The organism is Leptospira harrisiae (assembly GCF_002811945.1).
Classification (GTDB): Bacteria; Spirochaetota; Leptospiria; order Leptospirales; family Leptospiraceae; genus Leptospira_A; species Leptospira_A harrisiae.
On record NZ_NPDX01000005.1, the window covers coordinates 1 to 26654 of the forward strand.

At 37.1% G+C, this 26654-nt stretch carries 28 protein-coding genes; 13 read left to right on the forward strand and 15 right to left on the reverse strand.

The features are described 5' to 3' along the window. The coding region (locus CH364_RS14715; protein ID WP_125232009.1) for an ATP-binding protein at positions 1–773 on the forward strand (773 nt) is incomplete at its 5' end. Positions 774–835: 62 nt separating this feature from the next. Here the strand turns inward: CH364_RS14715 and CH364_RS14720 are convergent. From CH364_RS14720 to CH364_RS14735, 4 genes are all read right to left on the reverse strand, one after another. Then, entirely contained in the window at positions 836–1267 is a 432-nt protein-coding gene (locus tag CH364_RS14720; protein WP_100743732.1) for a hypothetical protein, read from the reverse strand. Between the two features lie 90 nt (positions 1268–1357). Beyond that, on the reverse strand, positions 1358–1693 hold the full coding sequence (locus CH364_RS14725; protein ID WP_100743731.1) for a Zn-ribbon domain-containing OB-fold protein: 336 nt from the start codon (positions 1691–1693) through the stop codon (positions 1358–1360). 103 nt (positions 1694–1796) lie between these two features. Beyond that, entirely contained in the window at positions 1797–2801 is a 1005-nt protein-coding gene (locus CH364_RS14730) for an NADP-dependent oxidoreductase (protein ID WP_100743730.1), read from the reverse strand. Between the two features lie 4 nt (positions 2802–2805). Continuing rightward, positions 2806–3606 carry an SDR family oxidoreductase gene (locus CH364_RS14735; RefSeq protein WP_100743729.1) on the reverse strand — a complete coding sequence of 267 codons (801 nt, stop codon included), beginning with the start codon at positions 3604–3606 and terminating at the stop codon, positions 2806–2808. 116 nt (positions 3607–3722) lie between these two features. Between CH364_RS14735 and CH364_RS14740 the strand changes: the two genes are divergently transcribed. Beyond that, positions 3723–4139 carry a winged helix-turn-helix transcriptional regulator gene (locus tag CH364_RS14740; protein WP_100743728.1) on the forward strand — a complete coding sequence of 139 codons (417 nt, stop codon included), beginning with the start codon at positions 3723–3725 and terminating at the stop codon, positions 4137–4139. A gap of 92 nt (positions 4140–4231) precedes the next feature. Here CH364_RS14740 and CH364_RS14745 read toward each other — a convergent pair whose 3' ends face one another. From CH364_RS14745 to aroC, 6 genes are all read right to left on the reverse strand, one after another. Further along, positions 4232–5446, reverse strand: a complete 1215-nt coding sequence (locus tag CH364_RS14745; RefSeq protein ID WP_100743727.1) for an acetyl-CoA C-acetyltransferase — start codon at positions 5444–5446, stop codon at positions 4232–4234. 71 nt (positions 5447–5517) lie between these two features. Next, positions 5518–6483, reverse strand: coding sequence for a hypothetical protein (locus CH364_RS14750; RefSeq protein WP_100744718.1), 966 nt, complete (start codon positions 6481–6483; stop codon positions 5518–5520). A 207-nt stretch (positions 6484–6690) separates the two neighbouring features. Further along, on the reverse strand, positions 6691–7218 hold the full coding sequence (locus CH364_RS14755) for a NuoI/complex I 23 kDa subunit family protein (protein ID WP_100743726.1): 528 nt from the start codon (positions 7216–7218) through the stop codon (positions 6691–6693). Further along, entirely contained in the window at positions 7205–8653 is a 1449-nt protein-coding gene (locus CH364_RS14760; RefSeq protein WP_100743725.1) for an NADH-quinone oxidoreductase subunit G, read from the reverse strand. Before CH364_RS14760 ends, CH364_RS14755 begins: the two co-directional genes overlap by 14 nt. 54 nt (positions 8654–8707) lie before the next feature. After that, on the reverse strand, positions 8708–9448 hold the full coding sequence (locus tag CH364_RS14765; RefSeq protein ID WP_100743724.1) for a response regulator: 741 nt from the start codon (positions 9446–9448) through the stop codon (positions 8708–8710). Positions 9449–9464: 16 nt separating this feature from the next. Then, the gene (gene aroC / locus CH364_RS14770; RefSeq protein ID WP_100743723.1) at positions 9465–10601 is read right to left on the reverse strand and encodes a chorismate synthase; all 1137 of its coding nucleotides are present in this window, start codon (positions 10599–10601) and stop codon (positions 9465–9467) included. Between the two features lie 59 nt (positions 10602–10660). On the opposite strand from aroC, the gene CH364_RS14775 reads away from it, so the two are divergent. The 4 genes from CH364_RS14775 to CH364_RS14790 are packed head-to-tail and all read left to right on the forward strand — an operon-like array spanning position 10661 to position 13378. Beyond that, positions 10661–11158 carry an LIC_10042 family TonB-like protein gene (locus CH364_RS14775; protein ID WP_243401339.1) on the forward strand — a complete coding sequence of 166 codons (498 nt, stop codon included), beginning with the start codon at positions 10661–10663 and terminating at the stop codon, positions 11156–11158. Further along, positions 11145–11684 carry a UpxY family transcription antiterminator gene (locus CH364_RS14780; RefSeq protein WP_100743722.1) on the forward strand — a complete coding sequence of 180 codons (540 nt, stop codon included), beginning with the start codon at positions 11145–11147 and terminating at the stop codon, positions 11682–11684. Before CH364_RS14775 ends, CH364_RS14780 begins: the two co-directional genes overlap by 14 nt. Further along, positions 11681–12655 (forward strand): KpsF/GutQ family sugar-phosphate isomerase, encoded by a 975-nt coding sequence (locus CH364_RS14785; RefSeq protein ID WP_100743721.1) that lies wholly within the window; start codon positions 11681–11683, stop codon positions 12653–12655. The genes CH364_RS14780 and CH364_RS14785 overlap by 4 nt, the downstream gene beginning before the upstream one ends. A 6-nt stretch (positions 12656–12661) precedes the next feature. Then, positions 12662–13378, forward strand: coding sequence for a type I 3-dehydroquinate dehydratase (locus CH364_RS14790; RefSeq protein ID WP_100743720.1), 717 nt, complete (start codon positions 12662–12664; stop codon positions 13376–13378). A 75-nt stretch (positions 13379–13453) separates the two neighbouring features. Here CH364_RS14790 and CH364_RS14795 read toward each other — a convergent pair whose 3' ends face one another. Genes CH364_RS14795 through CH364_RS14805 form a run of 3 tightly spaced genes read right to left on the reverse strand, consistent with a single transcriptional unit; the run spans position 13454 to position 17206 of the window. Beyond that, complete coding sequence (locus CH364_RS14795) at positions 13454–15037, reverse strand: tetratricopeptide repeat protein (RefSeq protein WP_100743719.1); 1584 nt, start codon at positions 15035–15037, stop codon at positions 13454–13456. A gap of 44 nt (positions 15038–15081) precedes the next feature. Next, on the reverse strand, positions 15082–16692 hold the full coding sequence (locus tag CH364_RS14800; RefSeq protein ID WP_207762281.1) for a GMC family oxidoreductase N-terminal domain-containing protein: 1611 nt from the start codon (positions 16690–16692) through the stop codon (positions 15082–15084). A gap of 7 nt (positions 16693–16699) precedes the next feature. Further along, positions 16700–17206 carry a hypothetical protein gene (locus CH364_RS14805; protein ID WP_207762258.1) on the reverse strand — a complete coding sequence of 169 codons (507 nt, stop codon included), beginning with the start codon at positions 17204–17206 and terminating at the stop codon, positions 16700–16702. Between CH364_RS14805 and CH364_RS14810 the strand changes: the two genes are divergently transcribed. The 4 genes from CH364_RS14810 to CH364_RS14825 are packed head-to-tail and all read left to right on the forward strand — an operon-like array spanning position 17148 to position 21916. Next, positions 17148–18572, forward strand: coding sequence for a peptidoglycan recognition protein family protein (locus tag CH364_RS14810; RefSeq protein ID WP_100743717.1), 1425 nt, complete (start codon positions 17148–17150; stop codon positions 18570–18572). The two genes, CH364_RS14805 and CH364_RS14810, sit on opposite strands and share 59 nt — an antisense overlap. A gap of 15 nt (positions 18573–18587) precedes the next feature. Beyond that, on the forward strand, positions 18588–21230 hold the full coding sequence (gene pepN / locus CH364_RS14815; RefSeq protein WP_100743716.1) for an aminopeptidase N: 2643 nt from the start codon (positions 18588–18590) through the stop codon (positions 21228–21230). Positions 21231–21239: 9 nt separating this feature from the next. Further along, positions 21240–21563: a TRL-like family protein gene (locus tag CH364_RS14820; protein WP_100743715.1), complete on the forward strand. Its 324-nt coding sequence runs from the start codon at positions 21240–21242 to the stop codon at positions 21561–21563. Beyond that, entirely contained in the window at positions 21560–21916 is a 357-nt protein-coding gene (locus CH364_RS14825) for a TRL domain-containing protein (RefSeq protein WP_100743714.1), read from the forward strand. Before CH364_RS14820 ends, CH364_RS14825 begins: the two co-directional genes overlap by 4 nt. Here the strand turns inward: CH364_RS14825 and CH364_RS14830 are convergent. Further along, the gene (locus tag CH364_RS14830) at positions 21913–22869 is read right to left on the reverse strand and encodes a glycerophosphodiester phosphodiesterase (RefSeq protein ID WP_100743713.1); all 957 of its coding nucleotides are present in this window, start codon (positions 22867–22869) and stop codon (positions 21913–21915) included. The genes CH364_RS14825 and CH364_RS14830 overlap by 4 nt on opposite strands. A gap of 339 nt (positions 22870–23208) precedes the next feature. Between CH364_RS14830 and CH364_RS14835 the strand changes: the two genes are divergently transcribed. Next, complete coding sequence (locus tag CH364_RS14835) at positions 23209–23697, forward strand: helix-turn-helix domain-containing protein (protein WP_100743712.1); 489 nt, start codon at positions 23209–23211, stop codon at positions 23695–23697. 59 nt (positions 23698–23756) lie between these two features. On the opposite strand, the gene fliG is transcribed toward CH364_RS14835, so the two are convergent. Then, positions 23757–24770 carry a flagellar motor switch protein FliG gene (fliG, locus tag CH364_RS14840; protein ID WP_015681495.1) on the reverse strand — a complete coding sequence of 338 codons (1014 nt, stop codon included), beginning with the start codon at positions 24768–24770 and terminating at the stop codon, positions 23757–23759. 253 nt (positions 24771–25023) lie between these two features. On the opposite strand from fliG, the gene CH364_RS14845 reads away from it, so the two are divergent. Continuing rightward, positions 25024–25599, forward strand: coding sequence for a TetR/AcrR family transcriptional regulator (locus tag CH364_RS14845; RefSeq protein ID WP_100787870.1), 576 nt, complete (start codon positions 25024–25026; stop codon positions 25597–25599). Between the two features lie 21 nt (positions 25600–25620). Continuing rightward, positions 25621–26589: an MBL fold metallo-hydrolase gene (locus CH364_RS14850; RefSeq protein ID WP_100743710.1), complete on the forward strand. Its 969-nt coding sequence runs from the start codon at positions 25621–25623 to the stop codon at positions 26587–26589. The last annotated feature ends 65 nt before the right edge of the window (positions 26590–26654 follow it).

Below are 26654 nucleotides of genomic sequence, written 5' to 3' on the forward strand. Positions count from 1 at the left end.
TTGTTAAGGGTGATTCAAATCGAATATCACAAATTTTATTTAATTTGCTGAGTAATGCATTTAAGTTTACCAATAATGGACAAGTTAGTTTAACACTTAGCTTGGAAAATAATCAGTACTTTGTTTTTAAAGTCAAAGATACTGGAATTGGGATGACCGAGGAAAAAATTAGTAAATTATTTATAAGATTTTACCAAGCTCACGATTCGAATCAAATTTTTCAAAGAGGTACTGGTTTAGGCTTAGCAATTTCTAAAAAACTAGTTGAACTTATGAATGGTAGTATCTCCGTCAAAAGTACATTAGGAATGGGATCAGAATTTGTATTTAAAATTCCATTAATTATTTCTACCTCTACCAATTTAGAAAATTTTCAATTCACACAAACAAAAGGGCAATTTCAAAATTTAAAAGTGCTAATCATTGATGATGTCCAAGAAAATTTGCTTATTGTAAAAAAATTCTTAGAAAAAGAAGTGTTTCATATAAATCTTTCTGCAGGTGGTTACGAAGCAGTTTCTATGTATGAAGAGAATTTGTTCGATATTGTTTTAATGGATATTCAAATGCCCACTTTAAATGGATTCGAATTACTAAAAATTTTCCGCAAAATAGATTCTGATCGATTTAAATTCACTCCAATAATAGCTTTTACTGCTAATGTGACTTTGGAGGAACAACGTGAAATAGATGATGCAGGATTTAGCGGTTTTCTATCAAAACCAGTTTCAAAAAAAGAGATATTTGATAAATTCATTGATGTATTAAAGTAAGATACTTCTGCGAAAAAATTTTTAAATTAATTTTATAATTATATAGTACCGAATTATCATTCTTATCTTTTGTGATACAACAATGCTTTCTTTAGGCAAACAATGAGTTTTGGTTTAGATAGTTTTTTAGTTACAGAAAAATATAAAGCCCTTTTCCCATCACAGTTCCATTCCGGAAATTCCATCGCAATTTCTTTAGCTATTGTGGTTTTACAATTAAAATAAAGTGCAAATTCGAATTCATTTACTTTCGCAATCCGAATGGTTGAGCCTGATTTTGTTTTTGGAGTTAAAAAACTAGGCTCTCCCCATTTCAAACATTCTTCAATTTCGCCTATACGTTGATCCTTTTCTGACAGTTCATAAATCCAATTTCGAATCTCCATAAATTTTTCTAACATCATTGGTGTAAGGTTAAAATAATAAGATGAAACTTCTTCCGAGGGAAATTTTAATTTAGTTTTAGTTTTTTGATTTGAGGGAGTAGGTTTCATTTTCAGCTAACTGTTACTCAATACATCCCTGATCATTATTTACTTGGTAGTAGAAAAAATTTGAATTTAAAAAGATATAAGCAAACGGACTTAATATTGAAATACGGGACCAATTTTTTCGTCGGTACCTTTGAATCTAACTTTATCTCCAATTTTAACCGTACTAAAATCAGTTACACCTTCAATTACCGTCGTCAGTTTTACATTTTCTTCGGTTTGAACAATCGCAAGAACGTAAGGTGCACGAGTAGCCATATGGCCGAATCCAACGTACACAACAGTAAACGAATGAATGGTTCCATTCTCTTTTAAGTCCACTTTTTCAGTGGATTCACTGCCACAGGATGGACAACCCTTTAAAACTTCAGCAAATTTGAAGTTACAATGGTTGCAAATTGTGCCAGTAAATGTCTGTGTTACGCTCATATTACATTTCTTATTTGATCTAGAATAATTTGCAATACGTTTAAATTATTGTTAGGTGAAATTGTCCCAAAATATTCTTGAATCTTTCTAAGCAAAATTTTGGTTATTTGACTTTTACAACCACTTTACCTTTAGTACGCCCGGACTCTATATAAGAAATGCCTTCGTTGGTTTGTTCAAACGGAAATTCCTTATCAATCACTGGACGAATTTTTCCTGCTTCAATCAAATTGGTAATTTCACTTAACTGATTTCCATCTGCCTTCATAAACAAAAATTCAAAATTAACATTTAACTTTTTTGCCTTTCGTTTTACCGACATACTTAACAAACTCATCAAAAATTGGAAAGACCAACCTAAGCCGATTTTTTTTGCAAATTCACTGGTTGGTGGCCCCGTAAGAGAAATTAGTGTTCCACCTTGTTTCAAAATTTGCAGAGACTGATGAAGTATTTTAGACTCTCGGTTACTATGTAGCACCAAATCATAATCTTTTAATATAGTTGAAAAATCTTCCTTTTTGTAATCGATTATTAAATCAGCGCCAAGTCTTTTCACCAATTCCGTATTTGCCGAACTGGTTGTAGTTGCCACAAAGGCACCCAGATGTTTTGCTAGTTGGATTGCAAATGTCCCTACTCCACCAGAACCAGCTTGGATGAATACCTTTTGCCCTTTTTGAACCTTTGTTATCTCCACCAATGCTTGCCAAGAAGTAAGCCCAACTAATGGTATCGATGCGGATTCTTCCATCGAAATGTTATTTGGTTTCAATGCTAAATCATTTTCCGAAATAGCGATAAACTCCGCAAAGGTTCCAATGTGAAAATCAGAAGGCCTTGCATAAACTTCATCACCAACTTTAAATTTCGAAACATTGACTCCCACTTTTGTGATAACACCAGCCATATCATGTCCGTTAGTAAAAGGAGGTTTGTAAGGAAGGAAAATTTTAAAGTCACCATTTCTGATTAATGAATCTAGTAGATTAATTCCCGTTGCATAAATTTGCACCAAAACTTCGTTATCATTAATGTTTGGAACTGGTACTTCTGAAAGTACCAGTTTTTCTTTTTTACCGTAACGTGTTACTTGAAAAGCTTTCATCGTTTTATCCCTTAAATCGATTGATGTTTTTAATCATTGAATTTTCAAATAATTTATATGCGAAGTGTTGTATTGCCAAAATTACCGATGCACCTTTCCCTACGGGATGATTAAATTTTGGATTCTTAGTTTCAACCAATTTGATTAAAGTATCGATCACTGGAGTTGGTTCTGGTGCATTTCCAAACAAATCTTTTGCAAATCTTTCGATTTTACCTCGGTATTGGTTGTAGTCATCAATTTTGATTTCAGATTTCACAGCATTAGTAATGATATTGGTTTTAAAACCCATTGGTTCCACCATTGCCACTTTAACATTAAACTCATTTAATTCAAAACGTAATGATTTAAAAAAACCTTCTAACGCATGTTTGGAAGCGCCATAATACGAAGCACTTGGAAAATTCAATAGACCCATAATGGATCCAACGGTAATTATTTTACCGGATTTTTGTTTTCTAAAGTCAGGTAATAATTCTTTTGTCAGTTTGATTGTTCCCCAAAAGTTAGTTTCAAATTGCCTTTTACCTTCTTCAATGGATGTTTCTTCTGCCAGTCCCGACAAATAAAAGCCGGCATTATTGATCAATACATCTAAATGGGAAATATGCTTGAACAATTCATTACGGAAAACCTTGATAGAACTATCATCGGCAATATCCAAAGGCAACATTCGGAAAGGCACTTTTACTTTGTTTGGGTCACGACTTGTACCTATGACATGATAACCTTTTTCGTGAAGTTTGGTTGCGACAATCAAACCAAAACCTGAGGAAGCGCCGGTAATTAAAATTGTTTGTTTCATAATAGATTGGACTCTGTTTTTTAATTTTTACTTGCAATTTGCAAGTAAAAATATCACTTTTATTTTGCAAGTGATATTTTTATAATATTTTTTAAGTTTTTATTGGAGGAAAATGAATGGAAAAAGCCAAAAAAAGGTCAGAATGCCCTCTCAGCTGCTCACTAGACATATTTGGCGACAAATGGTCTTTACTCATCATTAGAGATATGATGTTCTTTAATAAATCAACCTATGGTGATTTTTTGAAATCAGAGGAAGGGATTGCCACAAACATCCTGGCAGCAAGACTCCAAAGTTTAGAAGAAAACGACCTCATTGAAAAAACAGAACATCCAACTAGCAAAGCAAAAGTCCTTTATCAACTGACAAACAAAGCAATCGAACTTTTACCAATCCTTGTTGAAATACAATTGTGGGCAGAAAAGTATTTTGAAATTCCCGCAGAAATCAAATCTCAACTCAAAGAAGTGAAAAAGGGAAAAGAGGAATTTATGAAGGTCATGACACGGAAATTAAAAAAACAAAGTAGCTAAGCAAGCGGCATAGGGAGCAAAAAAGCAAAAACACGTTTAAACCCCGGTTTAACGAGATCCAAACGTGTTTTTTAAATTTTTAAAGTTTTATCTTACTTCAATCTTTCGATGATCGTTGCGATACCCATACCGCCACCGATACAAAGAGTGATGAGTCCGTAACGAAGGTCTCTTCTTTCCAACTCGTCAAGAACAGTTCCTGTAAGGATCGCACCAGTGGCACCGAGTGGGTGTCCAAGAGCAATCGCTCCTCCGTTCACATTGATTTTAGATTCATCAATTCCGAGTGTTTTCTTTACGTATAACACTACAGAAGCGAATGCTTCGTTGATTTCCCAAAGGTCAATGTCTTTTACCGTTAGCCCAGCTTGTTTCAATGCTTTTTGTGAAGCAGAAACAGGACCAGTTAACATAATCGTTGGATCTTCACCAGTTGCTACCGTTGCAAGAATTTTTGCTCGTGGTTTCAAACCGTATTTTTTGAGTCCTTCATCGTTAGTTACTAAAATCGCAGCAGCACCATCCACTATACCGGAAGAGTTTCCGAGTGTGTGGATGTGGTTAATTTTTGTTACTTCAGGGTAAGAACGAAGTGCAATTGCATCTAATTCTTTTTCACCAATCGTTTTGAATACAGGACCAAGGCTTGAAAGGAATGCATAATCTGATTCCAATCGTGGGTTTTCTTCTTCAGTCACAACAGTTCCATCATCCAAAGTAATTGGGATCACAGATTTTTTAAAGTATCCATTTTGAACTGCGGCATGTGCTTTTTGTTGTGAAGATTCTGCAAAACGATCTGCTTCTTCACGAGAAATATCATACTTCGTTGCAATAAGGTCAGCCGAAATACCTTGCGGTACTAGGTTGTAGTGAGCAGCAATTTTATCGTTACCAACATTAAAATCACGTCCCATCATATCATCACCCATTTTCACACGGCTCATGGATTCAACTCCACCACCAACTCCGATTTCCATAGCTCCAGAAGCAACATGGTTTGCAACGTTGTTGAGGGCTTGTAATCCAGATCCGCAAAAACGGTTTACTGTATAACCAGGAACGTCTTTTGGCCAATGTGCCGCCATAACCGCATAACGTGCGATACATGCAGCCTGGTCAGCGACTTGAGATACACAACCCATTACAACTTCTTCAACCGTCTTTGGATCAATTCCGGTACGTGATTGGATGGCTTTTAATGTGGCAGCAGCTAATTCTTGTGGGTGGACGGATGCAAGTGTCCCGCGTTTTTTGCCCTTTCCTCTCGGAGTTCGGACAGCATCAATAATATAGGAATTCCCCATGGGTTTACCTCTCTCTGGGTGTTCTAGGAAAAACGTACAGAGTTCGCCTCATAAGAAAAGTAAAAAAATCATCATTTCGTCATAGTTTTCATGAATTTGTGACGGTAGAAGAGTAATTTTGCCCGGATTTGGCATCCATAGCCCAAAAACATAGAATCAAGTCTGTCTGCCTTGCTTTCATTTCGCTCTTCGGCGATGCGGATGTACCGGAAGTTGGGTTCTATGGCTTCTGAAAATTCTCGTTTGTTCCAGTCTACATAACGCCAAGCGCTGAAACTATGGTTCACTCCCACCTTTTCATCGATGGTTCCTAGGAGTTGGAATTTGGATTCACAGGGAGTTCTAAAAAAAATGTAACGATTGAAAAAGTAAAGAATCGTGCGATGGGGGTTTGCTTCTAAAACCGATTGAAAATGTTCCCGCATTTCATCCACCGTATAAAACAAATCAGGACCGGAATTGGTACTCCGAAAGATCACTGGAGAAAATTCATTCGGTGTGTAGATCCGTGTTAAAACACGAATGTATTCAGGATCATCCAATCGATATGGAATTTCGTTGAAAGCAAAAGGGAAAGGATCCCTCTCCGTCATATGAATTTCAATGTACCGTGTGTGATCGTATTCCGGGTCATTGATGTCAGTGGCTACAATTTTTTTGATGTACCGAGAAAGGAACTGGTCTTCATACAAATCACGAACCGTCACTGCTCCCTCTTCATACAGAATGGCACTTCCAAAATCAATAAAACTAGCACCATTTAACAAACGTCCGATGGAACCATATTCATGGTGTAAAATTCGATTTCGAAAGATCGAACGTAAAATCAAATTATGATCATACAAACGTTTGCGGCCCGATCGTTGTTCTACGACTGTGTTTTTTGTTTTTTTAACTTTATAATAGTGAATGTGATTTGCCAGACCAAACCGTAACTTTTCAAATGCATGATTCTCTAAAACACGTTTTTCATCTTCTTCATTTTCGATAATAGTTGTTTCAGCAGAGAGTGCAAAATGAGATCCAAGTACTATCATCCAAACAAAAATTCTAAAAAGAAATTTTAAACTTTTAATCGTTATGAATTTCTTTGAGAATTCTGTATCAGAAAAGTTGTTTTGGGATTTTTGAATCAAAGAAAGTGAATTCACGGAAGTTATATAAAGTTGGTATTACTAAAAAAACCCGGCATTGATTCTTTAAAAACAAAAACCGGGTGGTCTGATCAAAAAGAAAAGATAAACTTAAACCCTTTGGCCGAGAATCGGTCCGCCAGTTTTTTCCATCATTCTTTCTTTGGTTAAAAATAAATCTTCACGGTTGTCGGCAGCCATTTCCCCAGTTCCATCTAGGTAAATCGCACCCTTAGGACAAGCTTCCTCGCAAAGACCACAAAAAATACATCGGAGTAAGTTGATTTCAAACTTCTTAGCAAACTTATCTTCTGGATGGAGGTGTTGGCGTTCCGTTGGCACTTCTGCCGCTTCGATATGAATCGCGTTGGCTGGACAAATCCACATACAACAAAAACAAGCAGTACATCGTTCCCTACCTTTTTCATCTCGTTTCATGGAGTGCATTCCGCGAAACCGAGTCGAATACTGACGTTTTTTATCAGGATATTCGATGGTCACTTGTTTGTTGAACAAAGCTACCTTAATGAAATGTTTCAGCGTGATCCAAAGGCCTTTGCCTATGGACCAAAAATAGAACTTCTCATACCAAGAAAACTGGTGTTTTTTGGCGACGTTGACTATATTAACGGTTCCCAACGGATGCCTCCACTTTTTCAGTTAACTTTTGGAAAATCAAATTCACAACACCGGCAGACGATTCTAATCCTTTGATTGGATTCAAAGACTGTTCGAAGTTTTGTTTGAGCCCGGTTTTATTGGTAAAACTACCTGCCGATTCTGCAAAAATTTGAATTGGTGCCGCCAAACTTGCGTTTTTCGCTGCATCTGTCAAATTGGTATCAAAAACAATCACTTTAGAAGGATCAATTCCTTCAGGAATGGATTCTTTCAAAACAATCACCAAATCAATGGCACCGGACTTAACAGCACTAATGATTCCAGAAATTCCCGAAGTGGTAGTGATACCTAAGTCGACAGCTCCTTTTGTGTTCGGATGGTTGTCTTTTGTAAGTAAAAAATCCACTTGTTCGGTATCTTTGTTTTGAGCCTCAGTCACACGTGATTCCCATTGGATAGATTTACCACCTAACTCACGTGAAATCAATTCAAAACCTTTTTTCAAAGATTCTAAAGTTTCATTGGATTCATGGGCTCCACCAAGAACGGCGATCGACTTAGCTGCTTTCATTCGATCTGAGATTTTAGAAAGAACTTCTTTTGATGTAGAAGGATTACCAGCTTCCAAATAACTATGGAGGCGATTTTCATTCATCCAATCCAAATCAAATCTTCCTTTGTCACAAAGGAAAAACATACCTTGTTCATAGTTCTCTCGAACCATATAACGATACATTTTATTGTCTCGCACATTCGTTGTTACATTACAACCTGTGGAACATCCGTGACATACTGATTTGTGTGATTTATACCACCAAACTCGAGACTTAAACAATGTTTTATTATTAAGGAGTGCTCCCACTGGACAAATATCTGCCAAAGCACCTTGGTAGTTGTGATCGATTGGTTCTGATTTTGCAAGGCCAATGATGGAATGATTTCCTCTTTCAAAAAGTCCAAGATTGGATTGACCAACCTTTTCTTCTTCAAATCTAACACAACGATAACAAACAATACAACGATTATGATTGATGATGAGATTGGTTCCAATCTCTTCTTGAGGAATATTTCTTTTATCGAATTCAAACCTTGAATGTCCCGAACCAGAACCAAATGCGTTGTCTTGCAAACGACATTCTCCGGCTTTATCACATACGGGACAATCTAACGGGTGATTTGCGAGTAAAAATTCCATTGTGCCAGCGCGAGCTTCTATCACTCGGTCTGATTTAGTAACAATTCCCATTCCTTCTTTTACAGGAGTATTACATGCCGCTTGTAAACGCGGAACACCCTCAATTTCAATCAGGCACATGCGGCACATACCGACAATGCTGAGTGCTGGGTGGTAACAAAAGTAAGGGATTTCGACTCCTACTTCTTTTGTGGCGTCGATGAGGTTTTTCTTTTCGTCGACTTCGTATTCGACTCCGTCTATCTTTATCTTAACCAAAGAACAGGCCCCCTAGGTTTGATTAGACCTAGGTCTTTGGTTTTTGTCAAACCTTCATTTTGAAATTATATTTACCTCGGTAAGGTATGCGTAGGGTTGTAAATCCACGACATGGTTATTGAAGAATTCCGAGTCTAAAAACAAAGAACTAGCACGAATATTGGTTTGTTTGAGAATTTTTGCGATGAGATCGTCCAAAATTTGTAAGGATCTGACTTCGTAAAAGAAGGCGTTATCGAGATTGATTCTCAAATTGGTAAAAGTCCCTCTTCCTCCAAGGGACAACATAAAGCGATCAAAGATTTCCTCAGTGGATTTTTTGCCCGGGCAACCTTTGATGTCCAAAACCATTTGAGAAATAGATAGTTCCGTGACATTGACCGCCAATGGAAATTGTTTTTTATCGATGATGTTCTCTGGTTTTAGCTGCAAAACTTGTGCGATTTTTTCGAGAAGGGCTTGGTTTGCAATAGGTTTTAAAAGATATGCAGTGACGTGACTGAGAGCTGCTCTTCGCACTTGGTCTTTTTCGCCAACAGCGGTTAACATAATGACAGGAGTCATCTTTAACATCTCTTTCCCTTTTTCTAAAAAACTAATACCATCCAAATAAGGCATATTGACGTCGCTAATCACCAAATCATAACTATTGTTTCTGATTTTAGCAAGGCCCGACATCCCATCCACAACATGCGTGACATCAAAGTTATATCTTTCCAAAGTATGTAATAGTAATTTGGCGCTACTTTCATCATCTTCAAGTAGCAGGACTTTATAAACTTTTGGTCGATTCATGTATTATAGAATTCCTTTATTGTTCTGGAATAGAATCTAAATTAGCGTATTTCATAAACCATTTTGGTTGTAAGGCTCTTTGGTAAAGATAAGCATCAACTAACACTAAATTTACCACTGCTTCTACTATGGGAACTGCTCTTGGTAATACGCAGGCATCATGGCGACCCTTTGCCTTTAAAACAGTTTCTTCTTTTTTATCATTAATGGTTTTTTGTTCTATTTTAATTGTAGAAGTTGGTTTGAATGCTGCTCGAAGAATCAAATCCATTCCGTTTGAAATTCCACCTTGAATTCCCCCAGAATTATTGGTTCTTGTTTTTACTTTTCCAGTTCCCGGTTCAATATAAAACTCATCGTTATGAACTCTGCCTGTTTGGCGTGTCCCGGAAAATCCAGAACCCACTTCAAATCCCTTACAAGCGGAAATAGACAAAATCGCTTTTGCCAAATCAGCATCTAATTTATCGTATACGGGATCACCTAATCCCGGTGGCAAATTTCGAACTGCAACTTTTACAACTCCGCCAACAGAATCTCCTTCATCTCTAAGTTTGCGAATGAGAGTTTCCATATCGTCATTGGACGATTGTTTTGGACATCTTGTTGGAAAATTGTCTACAAAATCTCTTGAAATAGGATATTCTGATTCGCTAATATCGGAATCGATCGTTCCAATGGAGTCCACCCAGCCCACTGTAGAGATTCCAAGTTCTCTTTCTAAAATAACACGAGCAAGTCCTGCGGCAGCAACTCTTCCGATAGTTTCTCGAACGGAAGATCGTCCCCCACCCACATGAGCGCGGTGTCCGTATTTTTCTGAATAAGTATAATCTGCATGTGATGGCCGAAACACATGTGCCATTTCATCGTAGTCACTCCCAATGGTGTTTTGGTTGTTTACTTTCATAAGAATGGGACTTCCCGTTGTTTTACCTTGGAACACTCCTGATTCCACAACCATTCGATCCTTTTCATCTCTTGGCGTGGTTAGATCATTTTGACCTGGTCTACGGCGTGTTAGATCCTTTTGGATTTCTTCCTCTGGAAATGGTAGGCCGGCAGGAACTCCATCCACAACAACTCCGACAGAAGTTCCGTGTGACTCACCAAACGTTGATACTCTGAAAATTTTTCCCCAACTTGAAGGCATATACGGACAATGAAAATGGAGATTGCATTCTCTCCAATAAAGTTTTTCATGAACTTGGAATGCATATCCTCTTCGAAGGTCCAAAATATAAGGCTCTTTTGATTGCCTTTGGCTTTCACCTAGTGTTACTATTCGCTCTACTCGGTTATAACCTAAAAAGGGACATAGATTCTCCTTTTTTAAAATGGAAAGAAGGAAGTAGTATATCTACCATTCAAATGCAATTTTCTGCAGGAATTGGAACTACCGCGACTTCCTCTTCCAAAAATCAATCAAAGGAAGAAGGGACAAAAACCACAGAAGATGAAATTACTGAATTCCAAAATTGCCTTAGTTATCCTGCACTTGCCTTAGAACAAAAATTAGAAGATGTTTGTGTGTATAGGCTGACTGTCAAAGAAGACGGCTCCTTAGAAAAAATTGCAGTGGTCACCCCATGTAGGTATGGTGTCTTTGATTTACAGGTGCGTCGGCAACTCGCCGATTGGCAGTTCCAATATTCCAAAGGTAAAGAATTTGTTCTACCCATTAGGTTCCGTTTAGATGTCCGAGACTAATCCCCCCATAGAAGAAAGTGCTTGGTACATTGTGTATACAAAACCCAGAGCGGAAAAAAAACTAAGCGAATTATTAAAAAAATATCATTTGGATAACTATCTCCCCATCCGCAAGGAACGAAAAAAATGGACGGATCGATTTAAGTGGATCCAAGTCCCTGTTCTACCTTCTTATATTTTTGTTAAAATTGTCTTCTGGCGGGATAAAAATAAAGTCCTCCAATTACCGGGTTCCCACCATTTTGTATTTCATAAAGGCCAACCAGCTACGGTGACCCAAGACGATTTGGATCAATTAGAAAATGGCCTTCAAAAATACGCAGATACATTGAAAGTAAGCCCTGAATCAGTTTTGGGAAAAGGAAAAACCGTCCGGATCATCAATGGAGCTCTGATTGGCAAAACAATGGAAATTTTAAAAGTTAAAAATAAAACCTTAGTGGTTCTTAGGATTCCAGGAATTGACGCTGCTGTTACTTATGAAATCAAAGTGGATGATTTGGCCTGGGAGGAATTAATTGTATGAAAGAAAAAGATACTATCTCAATCGTAAAACAAGCACTAGATGATGAAATATCATCTCTCGTTCACTTTCGTGACCAATTGGATCCATCCGTAAAAGATTGTATTGATCTAATTTTAAAATCAAAAGGAAAAGTAATTGTTACAGGTGTTGGCAAATCGGGCGATATTGCTAAAAAAATTTCCCATACACTTTCCTCTACCGGAACCTCGGCTTATTTTTTACATCCAACGGATGCTTCACACGGAGACTCTGGAATTGTTGGACCCGATGACGTGGTTCTTGCCATTGGCAAAAGTGGAGAATCTGAAGAATTAAATTATATTTTACCTACACTCCGTAAAATTGGAGCAAAGATAGTAGGAATCACTGCCAATCCCAAGTCAAAATTAGCCTCCCTTTCCGATGTGGTCATCATCACACCAGTTCTAAAAGAAGCCTGTCCTTTGGATTTAGCACCTACATCCAGTACAACTATCGCTTTAGTCCTTGGGGATGCCATAGCTGTAGCACTTATGGAATTAAAAAATTTCCAAGCCAATGATTTTGCTTTATACCATCCAGCAGGGAGGCTTGGAAAACGTCTTTCCCTCTATTTATCAGATGTTATGCGAAAAGGTGACAAAAATGCTTCAATTCCAATCGATGCAAATTTAGAAACCATTCTAAAAGAAATCACTGAAAAAGGAATTGGTGCCACAGGCGTAGTTGATTCCAATTCTAAACTAGTTGGATTGATTACCGATTATGATATCCGAAAGTTTTTGACTAAAAATACTCTCTCACCGACTGTTACTGCAAAGGAAATGATGAATGCAAATCCGAGCAGTTTCCTACCTGATGAAAAAGCATATGATGTTTTAATCAAAATGGAAGGTAGGGAGCGGCCAATATCTGTGGCACCAGTTGTGGATGAAAAAGGATTATTTGTGGGAATGATCTCCCTTCACGATTTATTACAAAAAGGACTTTAAATCATTATGCCAGATTCATATAAAATTGTAGCTTCTGTTGGTGAAGATGATCTTCGCCATTTACAAAAAAAAGATGTGAAGGACGTCGATATCATTGAAGTCCGATTGGATCTTTTTTCCAGGAACTACATACAAAAAGAAATGAAAAAAAAACTGAAGGCACTTGGCCTTCCTGTTTTATTCACTTATCGAAGAGCTGAGGATAGCAGTGTACGTTCCTATGTTAAACTTTTTCACGAAGATGTCGAAGGAATATTAAAAGATTTTAATGATAATGCCAATTACCTAGACATAGAATTAAATCGCGAAGACACAATTTTTCGCAATTACGATACACTAAATTACAGAATCATTTACTCTTATCATTCTTTTAAAAAATCCATCCTTGCCAATGAAATGACAAATTTCATTAATAAAGCAAAACCAGTAAAAAAGAAAAACCCAATCTTCAAGTTTGCGATCACACCAGAGGATATAGAAGAAACTGCAGATTTTTTAAACGATATTAAACTTTTATCAAAATCAAATACAATGATTGGTATTTGTATGGGAGAACTTGGACTTATTTCTCGAGTTTTTGGAGATAAATTTCACTCTTCTTTCACCTACATGACATTAGGTGAACCAAAAGCACCAGGACAAATTTCCGTCGATACTTTTAAAAAACTTCGTGCCGATTTATTTAAAACTCCTGGTTCAGGAAAAGATTCCAAAGAAGACTAAAAAAATCCTCGGAGCGCTGATTTCGAGGATTTTTGATTTTGTGTTTTTCAAAATTTAGAACGAGATCTTCTTTGATTATGATTGGTTTTGGGAAGTCACAGTTCCCGCTTTTGTATTAATAAAATCCCGAAAGGACGAATCTTTCCAAACCTCTCTAAAATCTTTTTCTAGTGATTCAGAGGTCCAATACTCAGGTTTTAAATCCGCTGCCAATTTAAACTGTTCTTTCGTTTTGGTTAGGTCGCCCTTTTTAGAATAACATCTTGCTAGTAGATAGTGTCCTGAAGACGAACCGGTTACTTTTTGTAAAATGGAAATGGCCAAATCCACTTTCCCTGAATAAAAATAATTTCTCCCACGATAAAATAAAAACTCCCGAGTTTCTGCCCGAGATGGATCTTCTTCCAAAAGAGAAAAATAAGATTCAGCTTTGTCAAAGGCATTGGTTTCTGTATAACGCCTTGCTAGTTTAATAAAACCGACTTGGTATTTCTCAGGGGTTTGAGTTAGGTCGGGAAATTTAGAATCTATGAATTCAGCGTATTTTGCGAAACTCGTTTCAAATTTTTTAGTTCTTTTGCCAGCCTCAAACATACAAACAAAACGAAACATATGGGATTCAATTTGATTTGGATTGAGAGATAAAGCTTTGTCTGCACTAGAAATACAATTTTCCCAATCCGATTTTTGTTCGTATAATCTTGCCAATGCTAAAAGCGGAGGATCTTTTTGTAGTTGTTTGTAGGCTTGTTGGAAAGAAATTTCAGCTTTATCTAGTTCAGCTAACTTTTGAAAGGCTATACCTTCGTTTAAATAAACGTAATACAAGAATACATTGGTATCTTTTGAAAATGGATTTTTTTTTGCTCTTTCGAATGATTCAATCGCAGACTTAGGATCATCCTGTCTTAGTTTAACGATCCCAAGTTTGTAATGGTATCTAGACCTAGATGCATTTTTTTCAATGAGGATCTTTAAATTTGCTTCTGCTTTATCATATTTTTTTTCTTCGAAGAGTGCCAAAACATAATCCCAACGAAGATCTTCTAAATTTGGTTGATTTGCCAAAAGTTGTTCATAGTGTTCGCTCGGTTTAGTAGTTTCCGAATCATCAGTAACTTCTTCATGTTTTCTTACAGAATCTTTTTTGCCTTCTGATTGTTTTGTTTCTGAAGGTTTGGAATCAACTTTTGTTTGGTGGGAATAGGATTGTGAGGAAGAAGGATTTCCTTTGTTTCCCACGGCTCGATTATATATCTTTTGAACTTCTTCGTTTTTTGGATCATATTTTAAATAACGAGATGAGTATGTTGCCGAAAGATTCCAATCTTGGTGGTAATTAAAAAAAAGTGCAAGTTTCAATAGGACAGTTTTTCTCTGGTCTTTGTCCAGATCCAAATCGGCAGCTCTTCTAAAGTTTTGAATGGATTTGGGATAATCTTTTTTATATTCATAAATATAACCCAAATACATATATGCTTCACCGTCTTGCGGGTGTGAGTCGGCGTGTTTTGTAAATTTTTTAATCGCTTCGCCATAGGCTTTTTTAGAAAAAGCTTTTTTTCCTTCTTTCATCGCATCACTATCGATGGCAAAGAGTGTAGGTTGAAAGATTACAAAGATTAAAACTAAGGAAAGATATTTCCGCACGGATTCCAAACTAGTTGGAACCCATGGGAATGAAAGGGATTTTTGGAAAAAAGTTAGATCTTCGTTCTTTCTTCTTTTTGCGAAGCCAAATTTCTTGAAGCTCTGAGAACGATACTCATGGTCGTTATTTGTGGATTCACCGAAAGTCCTGTAGGATAAACTGAGGCATCCATGACAAATATGTTTTTATGACCATAAATTTCCAAATTTAAATCAACTGCACCCTTTTCAGGGTCGTTTGCCGACTGAATGGACCCATGTGGATGCGCAGAACCAACTGTTAGGTCTCCAGGTTTCGTACTTTCTTTCAAAATCCAATCAAAATTGTCGTTTCCTGTGACTTTGTATGGTTCTGTAAATCTGGTGAAAGGGAAAACCAGTTCTTTAGCGCCCGCTGCCACAGTCACTTCCGCAAGTGCCTTCAGACCACGTAACATATTGAGGCCGTCTGTGGGTGTTAGTTCAAAATAGACTTTACGTCTTCCTAAACTATACTTCACACTTGCGTTTGCTTCTCCATCTGCCCCATCTCGCACAAGCACTATTCCAGCGTTGTATTTTGTAAAATCCTTCATTACATCAAACTGTTGTTTGCCGTAAAATGGGACGAGAGAAGAGGCTAAAGTGGGTCGATAAGGCGCCGCTTCCAACCAATAACCATAACCCGTTCCATTTTGGTTATGACCATCTTTGATCACTATGGACTGTGGTGGTCCATGGAACATTTTGATTTCTGAGTCAAATTTCCCAAAGATGGTAGATGTGGGATGGACTTTTAGATTTCGACCTACCCAGCCATTTCCAATCCCACTCCTTTGTAATAAAGCAGGTCCTTCAATGGCACCAGCGCTAACGATTACCACTGGTGCTTTGATTTCCATAATTTGAATCACTTCTGAAGGAGCGGCTTCGTAAGCATCAGGAGTAAACTCAGCGATGACCGTTTTTATTTTTCCTTCTTTAATTTTTGCCGCTCGCATGTTTGAAACAACAATGGCACCAGCCTCAATTGCGTCCGGGATCCAAGTTAAGAATGCCGATTGTTTTGCATTGATAGGACAACCCAAACCACAACGTCCAAGTCCAATACAACCTCGGTTATTGTTACGTAGCACCTGTGGAGTCAGACCAATTTTTTTTCCACCGACTCGTAAAACATTGTTATTCGCATTAACCAAGTTATCTGGTACTTCATGAACACCTAATCTTTCATGTACTTCTGAAACATAAGGATCCATTTCCTCTCTAGAATAACCTTGCCATCCGAATCTTTCGCTCCATTCATTGGTTACATATTCTGGAGGATACAAAGAGGTTTGCCAATTGACAGTGGTAGAACCACCTATTGACTTCCCTTGCAAAATAGATAAAGTTTGTTCTTCTGTAACAATAAATCCTGCATCTCGATAAAGCCTAGCTTGAGAAAGGAATTCGTCTGAATTGAATTGAGCAGGCGTAAAGTAACTTCCTTCTTCAATTAATACAACTTTCCATCCGTTTTTTGCAAGTTCACTTGCGGCAACGGCACCACCGGCACCAGACCCAATGACAACAACGTCCGCAGTAAGTTCCCATTTTCCATCTTTGATATTATTTTCTTTGATAGTATCTGAATGTTTTTTTGGAGTAATGATTTTTTGGTTTAAATGAGGAATTCCCATGATGTCCGCCTTAATGGATATAACCGACAAATTTTTGGTATTCTTTGTCAGAACTTAAAAGGAAAAATGAAATTTGTCTCAGGATGGCGTAAACTCCACGTTTGAGACCGAGAGACGAATGTTTCCATTCTTGCAATCGTTTGATTCTTTCTTCCATAGGTAGTTTTACAATCGGAGTAAACGAAAAATCCAATGCTATTGCGGCTAAAATGGATGATGGAACACTAGCTAACAACTGTATAACGCTTTCAGTTTCAATGGGATAAGGATGTCCGTATACATAATTATCTAATGCAAGTCCCAAATCAAAATTCGGAATGGGGTTGTCGCTTAGGAAGACTTCTTGCAAGCTACGAAAACTATGGTATTGTTCTGGGGATATTCCACGGAGAGTGGGAGTGGAAAGGCCAGGACCACAATTCACTCCATGAATCGAAACTGCAGTTAGGGCAAAACATTTGAGAGAAAATTTTAAGAAACGATTTCGCGATAGAATAAAGGGTGTATACGGCTCCAAGTCTCTTTTCCTTGCTTTGATTTTGAACCCATTGTGTCAGAATCTTGTAAAATTATCACTCATTTTCCTTATTTCCAGTGGGTGTATTGGTTTTTTTCGAAAGGCACCAGACTATCCTTCCATTCACATCACAGGATTGGTGTCTTATAATGAACTCGAGTCGACAAAGAGTATAAAATGGAACTCACTTTCCAAGTTTAGAGACCCAAAGTCTATATCAGCCATTGTCTTACACAATTCTGGAAAAAGAAAGTTACCCGACTTCATAAAACTCTCAGTTGAAAACCAATTTATGTTTCATGTTTATGTAGATGCAGATGGGAATATTTTTGGTGATCCAAACTTTTTAAATCATGAATGGTCTGCTGCACCAGGAATTGATTTAGAATCCATTCATCTAGTCTATGAAGGTACACAAGAAACTCTTTATAATAACCGAAAACAACGTGGAGTTTTGAATCAAATTATTTCTTACCTAACAGAAGAATTAAACATACCTAAATCCAATTATGATGTTATCTCAAAAAAAGGAGTTTTTACTCATAATCAAACCAAACGACGATTTGGCGGATTTGTAGATTTTTCTCCTTGTGGAAGTGATCTTGCACTCAAACAAATCCTTTCAGAAATCGATGGTGAATTTTACGAGGAAGATGATTGGAAAGATAGATTTGTGACTGGATGGGTATTAAAAAAAGAAAACAAAGATATACTAAAAGATACTTTTAAACCTACAAATGGAAGAGGAATCACCAAGGCAGAAAAAATTGTCATTGCCAGTTTAGAAAAAGATGAAAAAGGATTCCCACCCGAAGAGTACAGAGTGAAATACACTTTTCGTGGAAAAATCAAACCTAGTTGTATTGTTTTACATTACACAGCGATTTCAGAATATTTTAAATCCTTACGCACGCTAGAAGCAAGAAACCTAACCGCATCCATTATGGTAGACAACAATGGGAAGGCATACCAGTTAGTCGATGTTTTGGAGGACCGAGCTGCAGCGGCAACCGGAACCAATGACAATTGTATACAAATCGAAATCGTAGCTAAAGATACGGAAGAACTATTCAAACAACCCGACCAAATCAAAACTGTGAAGGATCTTGTCATCCAATTGGCTACCAAATACAAAATCCCACTTTCAAATGAAAAATTAGAAGATCTATCTGGAGTTTTTAGCCATACCCAAGCTAAGAAAAAATGGGGTGGTTCGATTTTCTTAAATGCAAAAGACTTTGATCCAGGCGAAGAGTATATGGAAATGATTCTAAATTCGGTTGGTGGCAAATACTATAGTGAGCCAGAATGGAAAAATCGAAAGTCTATCGACTGGGCGATTTTATTTCGAAACTTTCAACCTTAACGAGACGGAGCTTCTATGAAACAAATCCTACAAACACTTTTTTTATTTTCCATTCTTTTGGTTATAGATTGCCGTCTCAAAAAACCAGTATACCACCTAACACAATCAGAGGCCGAGACTAGATTTGAAATCATTGAAAACATCCATTATGAGTTGGATGTCCATCTAACACCAAAAGATAGTTTTGAAGGGAAGGTAAAAATTCAATTTTTTGGTAAAAAGCTTCGAGATTTACGATTGGATTATTATCACGGAAAAATAAAAGATATTATTTTAAACGAAGAAAATCTTACCAATATACCTTATGAAAATGGTCATATCCAATTGCCAGCAAACAATCTAATGATTGGGAACAACACTCTAACGGTTGAGTTTGAAACTCCATATGCCAAAACAGGAAACGGTCTTCATAAATTCACAGATCCAGATGATAAAGAAGTGTATTTGTATTCACAATTCGAGGCATTTCATGCGAACAAAATGTTCCCTTGTTTTGACCAACCAGATTTAAAAGCCACATTCAAACTAAATGCCACTGTTCCAAAAACTTGGAAGGTAATATCCACAACCCTAGCTAATGGCCAAACCAAAGGAACAAACCCAGATGAAATTTCTTATTCTTTTCCAGAATCCGCAAAAATATCCACATACGTTTTTTCCCTCCATGCTGGTCCTTACCAAGTTTGGGAAGATAACTTTGAATCCATCCCATTAAGATTATTTGTTAGAAAGTCATTAGCAAAGTATGTTGACCCAAAAGATTGGTTTACCTTTACTAAAGAAGGATTTGCTTTTTTTAATTCTTATTTTGGGATCCCTTATCCATTTTTAAAGTATGATCAAATCATAGTACCTGAGTTTAATTTCGGTGCCATGGAAAATGTTGGAGCAGTTACTTTTTCCGAACGATTTGTATCCCGTGCTCCTATGACAAGATCCCAAAGAGAAAATCTTTCTGATGTTGTTTTACATGAAATGGCGCATATGTGGTTTGGAAATTTGGTCACCATGCGTTGGTGGAATGGTTTATGGCTGAATGAAAGTTTTGCTACTTATATGGCAAGTTTGGCGCAAGCAAAGAATTCCGAATTCAAAGAAACGTGGATTAGTTTTTTTGAAAAAATGAAACAATGGGCTTATGAAGAAGATAGTTATATCACTAATCATCCTGTAGAAGCAAAAGTTTCTGACACGGAAGAGGCATTCACACAATTCGATGGAATTACTTATGGCAAAGGTGCCTCTGTCCTTAAACAACTAGTTTATTTTATTGGTGAGGACGCTTTCCAACGTGGAGTACAAAATTACCTTAGAAAGTATTCTTATTCAAATTCTACACTCGCTGACTTTTTAAAAGAGTTGGAATTTGCGAGTGGTTTCCCAATGAAAAAATGGTCCAAGGATTGGTTAGAAACTAAAGGGACTAACCAAGTGGAACTAACAACCATTTGTGCCGAAAACCAATTTTATTGGAAAATTGTGCAGTCCGCACCTGGTTTGGAAAACAAACTCCGTGATCATAAAACTGTCTTAGGACTTTATTATTTTGATAAGCCAAACAAACAACTTTCCTTTGAAGAGTTTCCTGTAGTTTATTCCGGTAGATCGACAAATGCTATTTTTCAAATCAAAGTTTGTCCGAATTATAGTTTCATCAATGCAGAAGACCATGACTTTTCCATTTGGAAATGGACAGAATCTAACAAAGAAAACTTAGAATATGTATTAGAATTTGATTCAGATCCAATGCGAAAACTCATTTTGTGGACTGATTATTTTAGACAAGTGCAACTTGCAAATATTACATTTGATGAATTTAAGGAAACTGCCATTCGTTTGTATCCCGTAGAAACTGATATCAAAATCAAACGTTGGATTTTAACTCGAGTTGCCGGTGATAATGGATCTACATACACCACAAGTCGGTTTTGGTTCCCTGAAGAAAAACGAATTCGTGATTTCAATTCCTTACAAACATTTTTATGGGGTGAATTATTAAAAGCAAAACCAGGAAGTGATGAACAAAGATATTTATTTTTATCTCTAATTGATGCAACTTATACAACGGCTTCTAAAAAAAGATTGTATGACTTCTTAGAAAACAAAACGTCAGTTACTGGATTAAAAATTGATCAAGACTTACGATGGACCTTAATTATAAAACTTAGTTCTCTTGAAACTGATAGAACACAAATCCAAACTATCATCGATCGCGAGAAAAAAGCAGATCCATCTAGCCGTGGGGTAAACTCTAGTTTGGCGGCAGAAGGTGCAGAACCCAATCGTGCCGTAAAAGACAAATGGATTCAAATACTTTTAAATCCTAAATCTAGCCAATATTCATCATCCACACTTAGAGCGGTTTCCTATTCACTTTTTCCAGAAAACCAAAAGGACATCCAACTCAGTTTTTTAGATACTTACCTAAATGCTTTGGACCAGTTTAGTAATGGAGAAGATGAAAACTATTTAGATGCCTTTGCCAAAAGTTTAGCGCCTGATTTTTGTACTGATGAAACTCTTCTCATTCTTAAGAAGTTTACGGGAAACCATCCACGTCTGCCAGCACCAGTCAAAAAAACTCTTTTGAAACAAATTGATTCAGAGAAAAAATGCATCCAAATGAAAAACAAACATAAAGATTTGATCACCAACTAAGGTACAACATTGAATCGAACCTTTCGTTTTACTTTTTTAATTGTGATTCTATTTACTTTGTTTTTTGAAAACTGTGCATCCCCCGGATTTGGGCCAAGGGGATTTTTATTTACTAAAACAAAAATTGGTATTTTTGGCACAGGTGAGATTTCCAAAAGGAGAGCCACATCCTGCGTACACTCTGTACTCGGACTTGTTTCTTTTGGAGATGCATCTTTAGAATTTTTAAAATCTAGATCCAAAATTCAAAATGTCACTGAAACCAATTGGACAACCTTTGCTTTACTTGGAATTTATGCGAACCTTTGTGTAGAAATCTCAGGAAACGAATGAAGTTTAGTTCCAAATTCAAGAAGACAACTTTTAATGCCATAATCCTCTTAATTTTTTTGGGTATTGGAATCACCAATTGTATCAATCTAGGACAACCACAAGGACTTGGTCCCACAGGTCTTATCTATGCATCCTATTCCTTAGGTCTGTCCGAACGAAGTCTTCCTAAACTTCCTCTTAAAAAAGGAAAGTCATGCGTAAAGCGATATGGATTCTTTTTTACTTCAGGAAATGCAAGTATTGGAGCCGCCGCAAATGTTTCTGGGATCGTCGAAATTTATCGAATTGAGAAAGAGGCAACAAATTACCTCTCTCTTTATTCATCTCTTTGTACGGTTGTCTGGGGAATTTAAGGTTTTGGCCGAACGACAGAATCCAATAAATCAGGATAATCAGAAATAATTCCATCCACTCCACAAGACACTAACCGTTTCATTTCTTTTTCTGTATTCACTGTCCACGGGATCACGAACATACCTTTGTCATGTGACTCTTTTACAAACTTGGGTGTCACATATAAAAAATATGGAGAAACGATATCTGCATTTTTGTCTTTAGCTGCGGATAAGATAGATTCTCTATAGCTATTTCCAAGTCCAACCGTCATTAAAAATCCTTGGAAGTATGTCGGAACAAACAAAGCACTAGTTTTAATTTTGGAATTTTTAACTTTAGAAAAAGTTAAAGTACGTAAGTCAAATGATTGGATTGTAGAACGTTCTACAACTTTGTATTTTTCAATAATTTGAATTAGTTTCTCTGTATGTTCTTTTACTAAACTATCGGGAGCAGATCCATCATCAGGAAATTTTGTTTCAATATTGAATTCATAAACTTCTTTTGATTTTTTTTCAATCGCCAATACCTTTTCAAAAAATTCTTCTAAGGAAAGCAATTTAGTTCCGGGAACTGGGATTTGTTTGGGAAAGTTGGGATTTTTTTTGGAACCACAATCATAAGATTGGAGTTCTGCTAAGGTTAGCTCGTAAAGGGAAGTTTTTTTGATCTCAGTTCCATTTGAATTTTGGCAAATGATTGGGTTTGTATCCGAATCATGGTGCATCACAACTTTTTTGTCTTTCGTTAGAACCGTATCCAACTCCAAAGTGACCATCTTATATTTGATTGCTTCTTCAAAAGCAGGCCATGTATTTTCTGGTTTGAGTCCTCTCGCACCGCGGTGTCCTTGTAAATCGATCGCCTTACGCAAACGATTCGGTGTTTCTACTGAAGCACAGTTGCTCAATGTTAAAGTGATCAAACTTATCAAGATTAAACTATTTCTAAATATTTGGATTCGGTTCATCAAAGGTTTCCTTTCAAAAGAATTGTATCTTACGATATTATCACCACATAGAAGAAAATTTCATTAAATTCGGGTAAAAATCTGAATTTGAGCAAAGCGAATGATCACACATTTTCGCTGGAGCAAAGTTATAAAAGGGTGGAAAAAACGAGCACACCACCTAGGCTAACCTCGGTGGCGGACTCCAGAAAGGAAATTTAGCGTAGCTTGAGCCTAGCAATTCTTTTCCTTTGCAAGTCAACCGAATCCATGCGAATCTTACTCTCCCAAACCGTTCAAAACGTTTTTGGAGCCTTTTCGGACCGTTAAAAACGGCAATTTTGAATTTTTTTATAAAACATGGAAAAAGTTAATCATTTCAGAAACTACCGAGAAAAACGAAAGCTGACAAGAGTGGAATTATCAGAAAAATTGGATATACCTCGCTCTGCTGTAGAACTCTTAGAATCGGAAGACTGGGTCCGATCAAAGTTCGATTATGTCGTTTTAGTTGCGAAAGAGCTGGGTCTTTCTCTCATTGATCTCATCAAACAAGAATTCGATTATGATTTAGAAAAAGAATTTTTTAATGAAGAAGAATTTGAAGAGATTGTGGCTCGTTATGCCAATGCAAGGGTCACTTTAATTTTATCAGAACTTAAACTTTTCTGCAGGAATGCCAAAGTTCGTTTGGATGATTTTGATATTACCGAATTTTCCTTTTCAATGGGAAACCTTCACAAACTCATCACGTTAAACCAAAAACTAGAACGAAATGAAATTTCAGCCAAAGACGCCTTGATTGAATTTCCTCCCAAATGGGGAAAATTCAGCAATCGCCATAAATAGTTTTTCCAATATTCAAATTTTCTAAAATAGAAAGAAACCTAGAAAACTAAACCTGTGGATTAAACCACAAGTTCGTCCTCTCCCGCACGAGCCACAACGATCTCGCCGGCTTCTTCCAGTTTACGGATGATGTTTACAATTTTTTGCTGCGCATCTTCCACGTCTTTCAATCGAACAGGACCCATAAAGTCCATATCTTCTCGGAGTAGGTTTGCAGCACGTTTTGACATGTTTTTAAAGATTTTATCTTGTACTTCGGAATCCACCGACTTAAGCGCTTTCGCTAAGTCAGTGTTATCCACTTCACGCATTACCTTTTGAATCGCGCGGTCATCAAGTAAAACGATATCTTCGAATACGAACATCCGTTTTTTGATTTCTTCGGCAAGTTCCGGGTCTTCTTCTTCCAACGCTTCGATGATGGTTTTTTCTGTTCCCCGGTCGACCAAGTTCAAAATTTCTACCACAGAATCGATACCCCCAGCAGAGGTATAATCTTCGGAAGCAAGAGTGGAGAGTTTACGTTCTAACACCCGTTCTACCTCGCGGAGTACGTCCGGTGATACCCGGTCCATGGTTGCAATCCGTTTAGCCACTTCCGCTTGGATCTGGTGCGGTAAGTTCGATAAGATATTGGATGCTTTTTGCGGGTCCAAATAAGAAAGGATAAGGGCGATGGTTTGCGGATGTTCCCCCTGGATAAAGTTGAGGAGGTGGGCCGGGTCAGTTCTACGAATGAAGTCGAAAGGCCTTACTTGTAAGGACGAAGTGAGGCGATTGATGATATCGATTGCTTTCTGGTTACCGAGAGCTTTTTCAAGAAGTCCCCGAGCAAAGTCAATACCACCATTGGTGATAAATTCCTGGGCCATCATGAGTTCATTGAACTCAACAAGTACCTTTTCTTTATCTTCTGGAGTAATTTTATCTAAACGAGCAATTTCGAACGTAATTTGTTCGATCTCGTCTTCACGGAGGTGTTTGAAGATTTCGGAGGCCACATCGTTTCCAACCGCAACCAAAAAGATGGCGGCCTTTTGTCTTCCTGTAAGCGATGGCTTCTTATTGATCATACTTCTTCCCGAAATCCGTACTACTTAGTTTATCGGCGGAGTCTTAAAAAAACAATGAGATTTATTCTGAGAGAAAAATGGATTGGATAACTTAACCATACCTTTATATTGGCTTACCTCGCAAACGTACCTTTGTTTTGCTTTTTTTTTATTCCTTACAACTCGAATCTCCAAATATTCCATTTTTCCCATTCGGGATCATAATTAAATTTTTTATGTTGACCGGTCTATTATTATGTAATGGAATGGCTCAGTGGGTAAAAAAGGTTTAGAAACCAGACAAAAGATGATTGAAGTTATGTCAGGGCTCCTGGAAGAAAATGGGTATGAATCCACAGGGTTAACGGAACTTGGAAAAGAAACGGATACACCGAAAGGTTCTCTCTATTTTCACTTTCCCGGTGGAAAAGACGAACTCACGAGCCTAGCCCTCCTCCATTCGGGAAACCAATTGAACTTATTCTTCCAATCGATATTGTCAGAAACGGATTCTCCAACTCACGCCATCAAACAAGTGTTCCATCTCTTAGAAGAACGTATTGTTTCCAGTGATTACAAAAAGGGATGCCCCATAGCCACAACAGCAATGGAAACGTCTGGATCCGTACCTAGTATTTCGAATGTATGTGCTGAGATATATTCAATGTGGTTAAAAACATTTGAGACATACCTAATGGAAAAAGGTTACACAAGTCGCATGGCCAAAAATCTTTCTCTTTCTCTACTCTCTTTATGGGAAGGCGCCTTGTTACTTTCTAAACTACAGAAATCACCAGAACCATTACGCGTGGCCGCAAAAACTGCTGAATCTCTTTTCAAACAAAATTAAATTTTTATAGGAAAATCAAAAATGAAACTTCCCTCCAAATCTAAAATTTTTTTTACACTAAGCCTAACTTTCGTAATTATAATTTTTCTCTACTTTCTAGGATATCCAAAGGAAACAATTCCTTCATTCATTGCCGATAAAAAAACAATCTCTTCTCACATCCCAAAACCAAATGGAAAATCAAATGTTGTTTTTTCGATTCTAAAGACTGGAGAAGCAAAAACATTAGAAGGATTCATTATCGAAGGTGGATCCATATTTAAAATAGCCACAGTGGCACATTCCGCCTTTTATATCCAACATCCGAAAGGAAATTTCTTATTTGATACTGGACTCGGAACCAAAGTGAAAGAACAGTTTCAAGTTTTTCCTCTGTACTTGAAACTTTTAATGGATTACAAACCATTCCAAACAGCAAAAGATCAATTGGATTCCAATGGCGTTCTTTCAAATTCCATTCAGGATGTATTTTTTTCCCATCTCCATTGGGACCATGCGAGTGGTTTAAAAGATTTTCCTTTGGCTAAAATACACAGTTTAGCAGATGAATTGAATAATCCAAAAGTAGAATTAGGATATATTCCTTCCCAGTTTGATGGAAATTCCGTCCTTTGGAGCCACTTAGATTTTTCGAATCAACCTTATGCGTCTTATGCGAAAAGTCTTGATTGGTATGGTGACGGCACTGTCATTTTTGTTCCAATGAAAGGACATAGTGAAGGATCTGTTGGTCTTTTCTTACATACGAAAAATGGACAAGTTTACTTTCTCACAGGTGATATTGTTTGGCGGAAAGAAGGATTTACGGAAAAGAAACACAAACCAAGAGGAGCTAGATGGATTGTGGATTTTGATACCAAAAGTCTAGGTGAAGAAATTGCCAGAGTCAATGATTTAATCCAAACCAATCCAGAATTACAAATCGTTCCCGCTCATGACCATAATGTACAAAGTAGTCTTGGATTTTTTCCAAAAGTCATTGGTCAGTAGAAAATTTGTAGTTTTTTGATTCACTCTACATATTAACTTCAGCAAAAAAATCCGAAACCATGTTA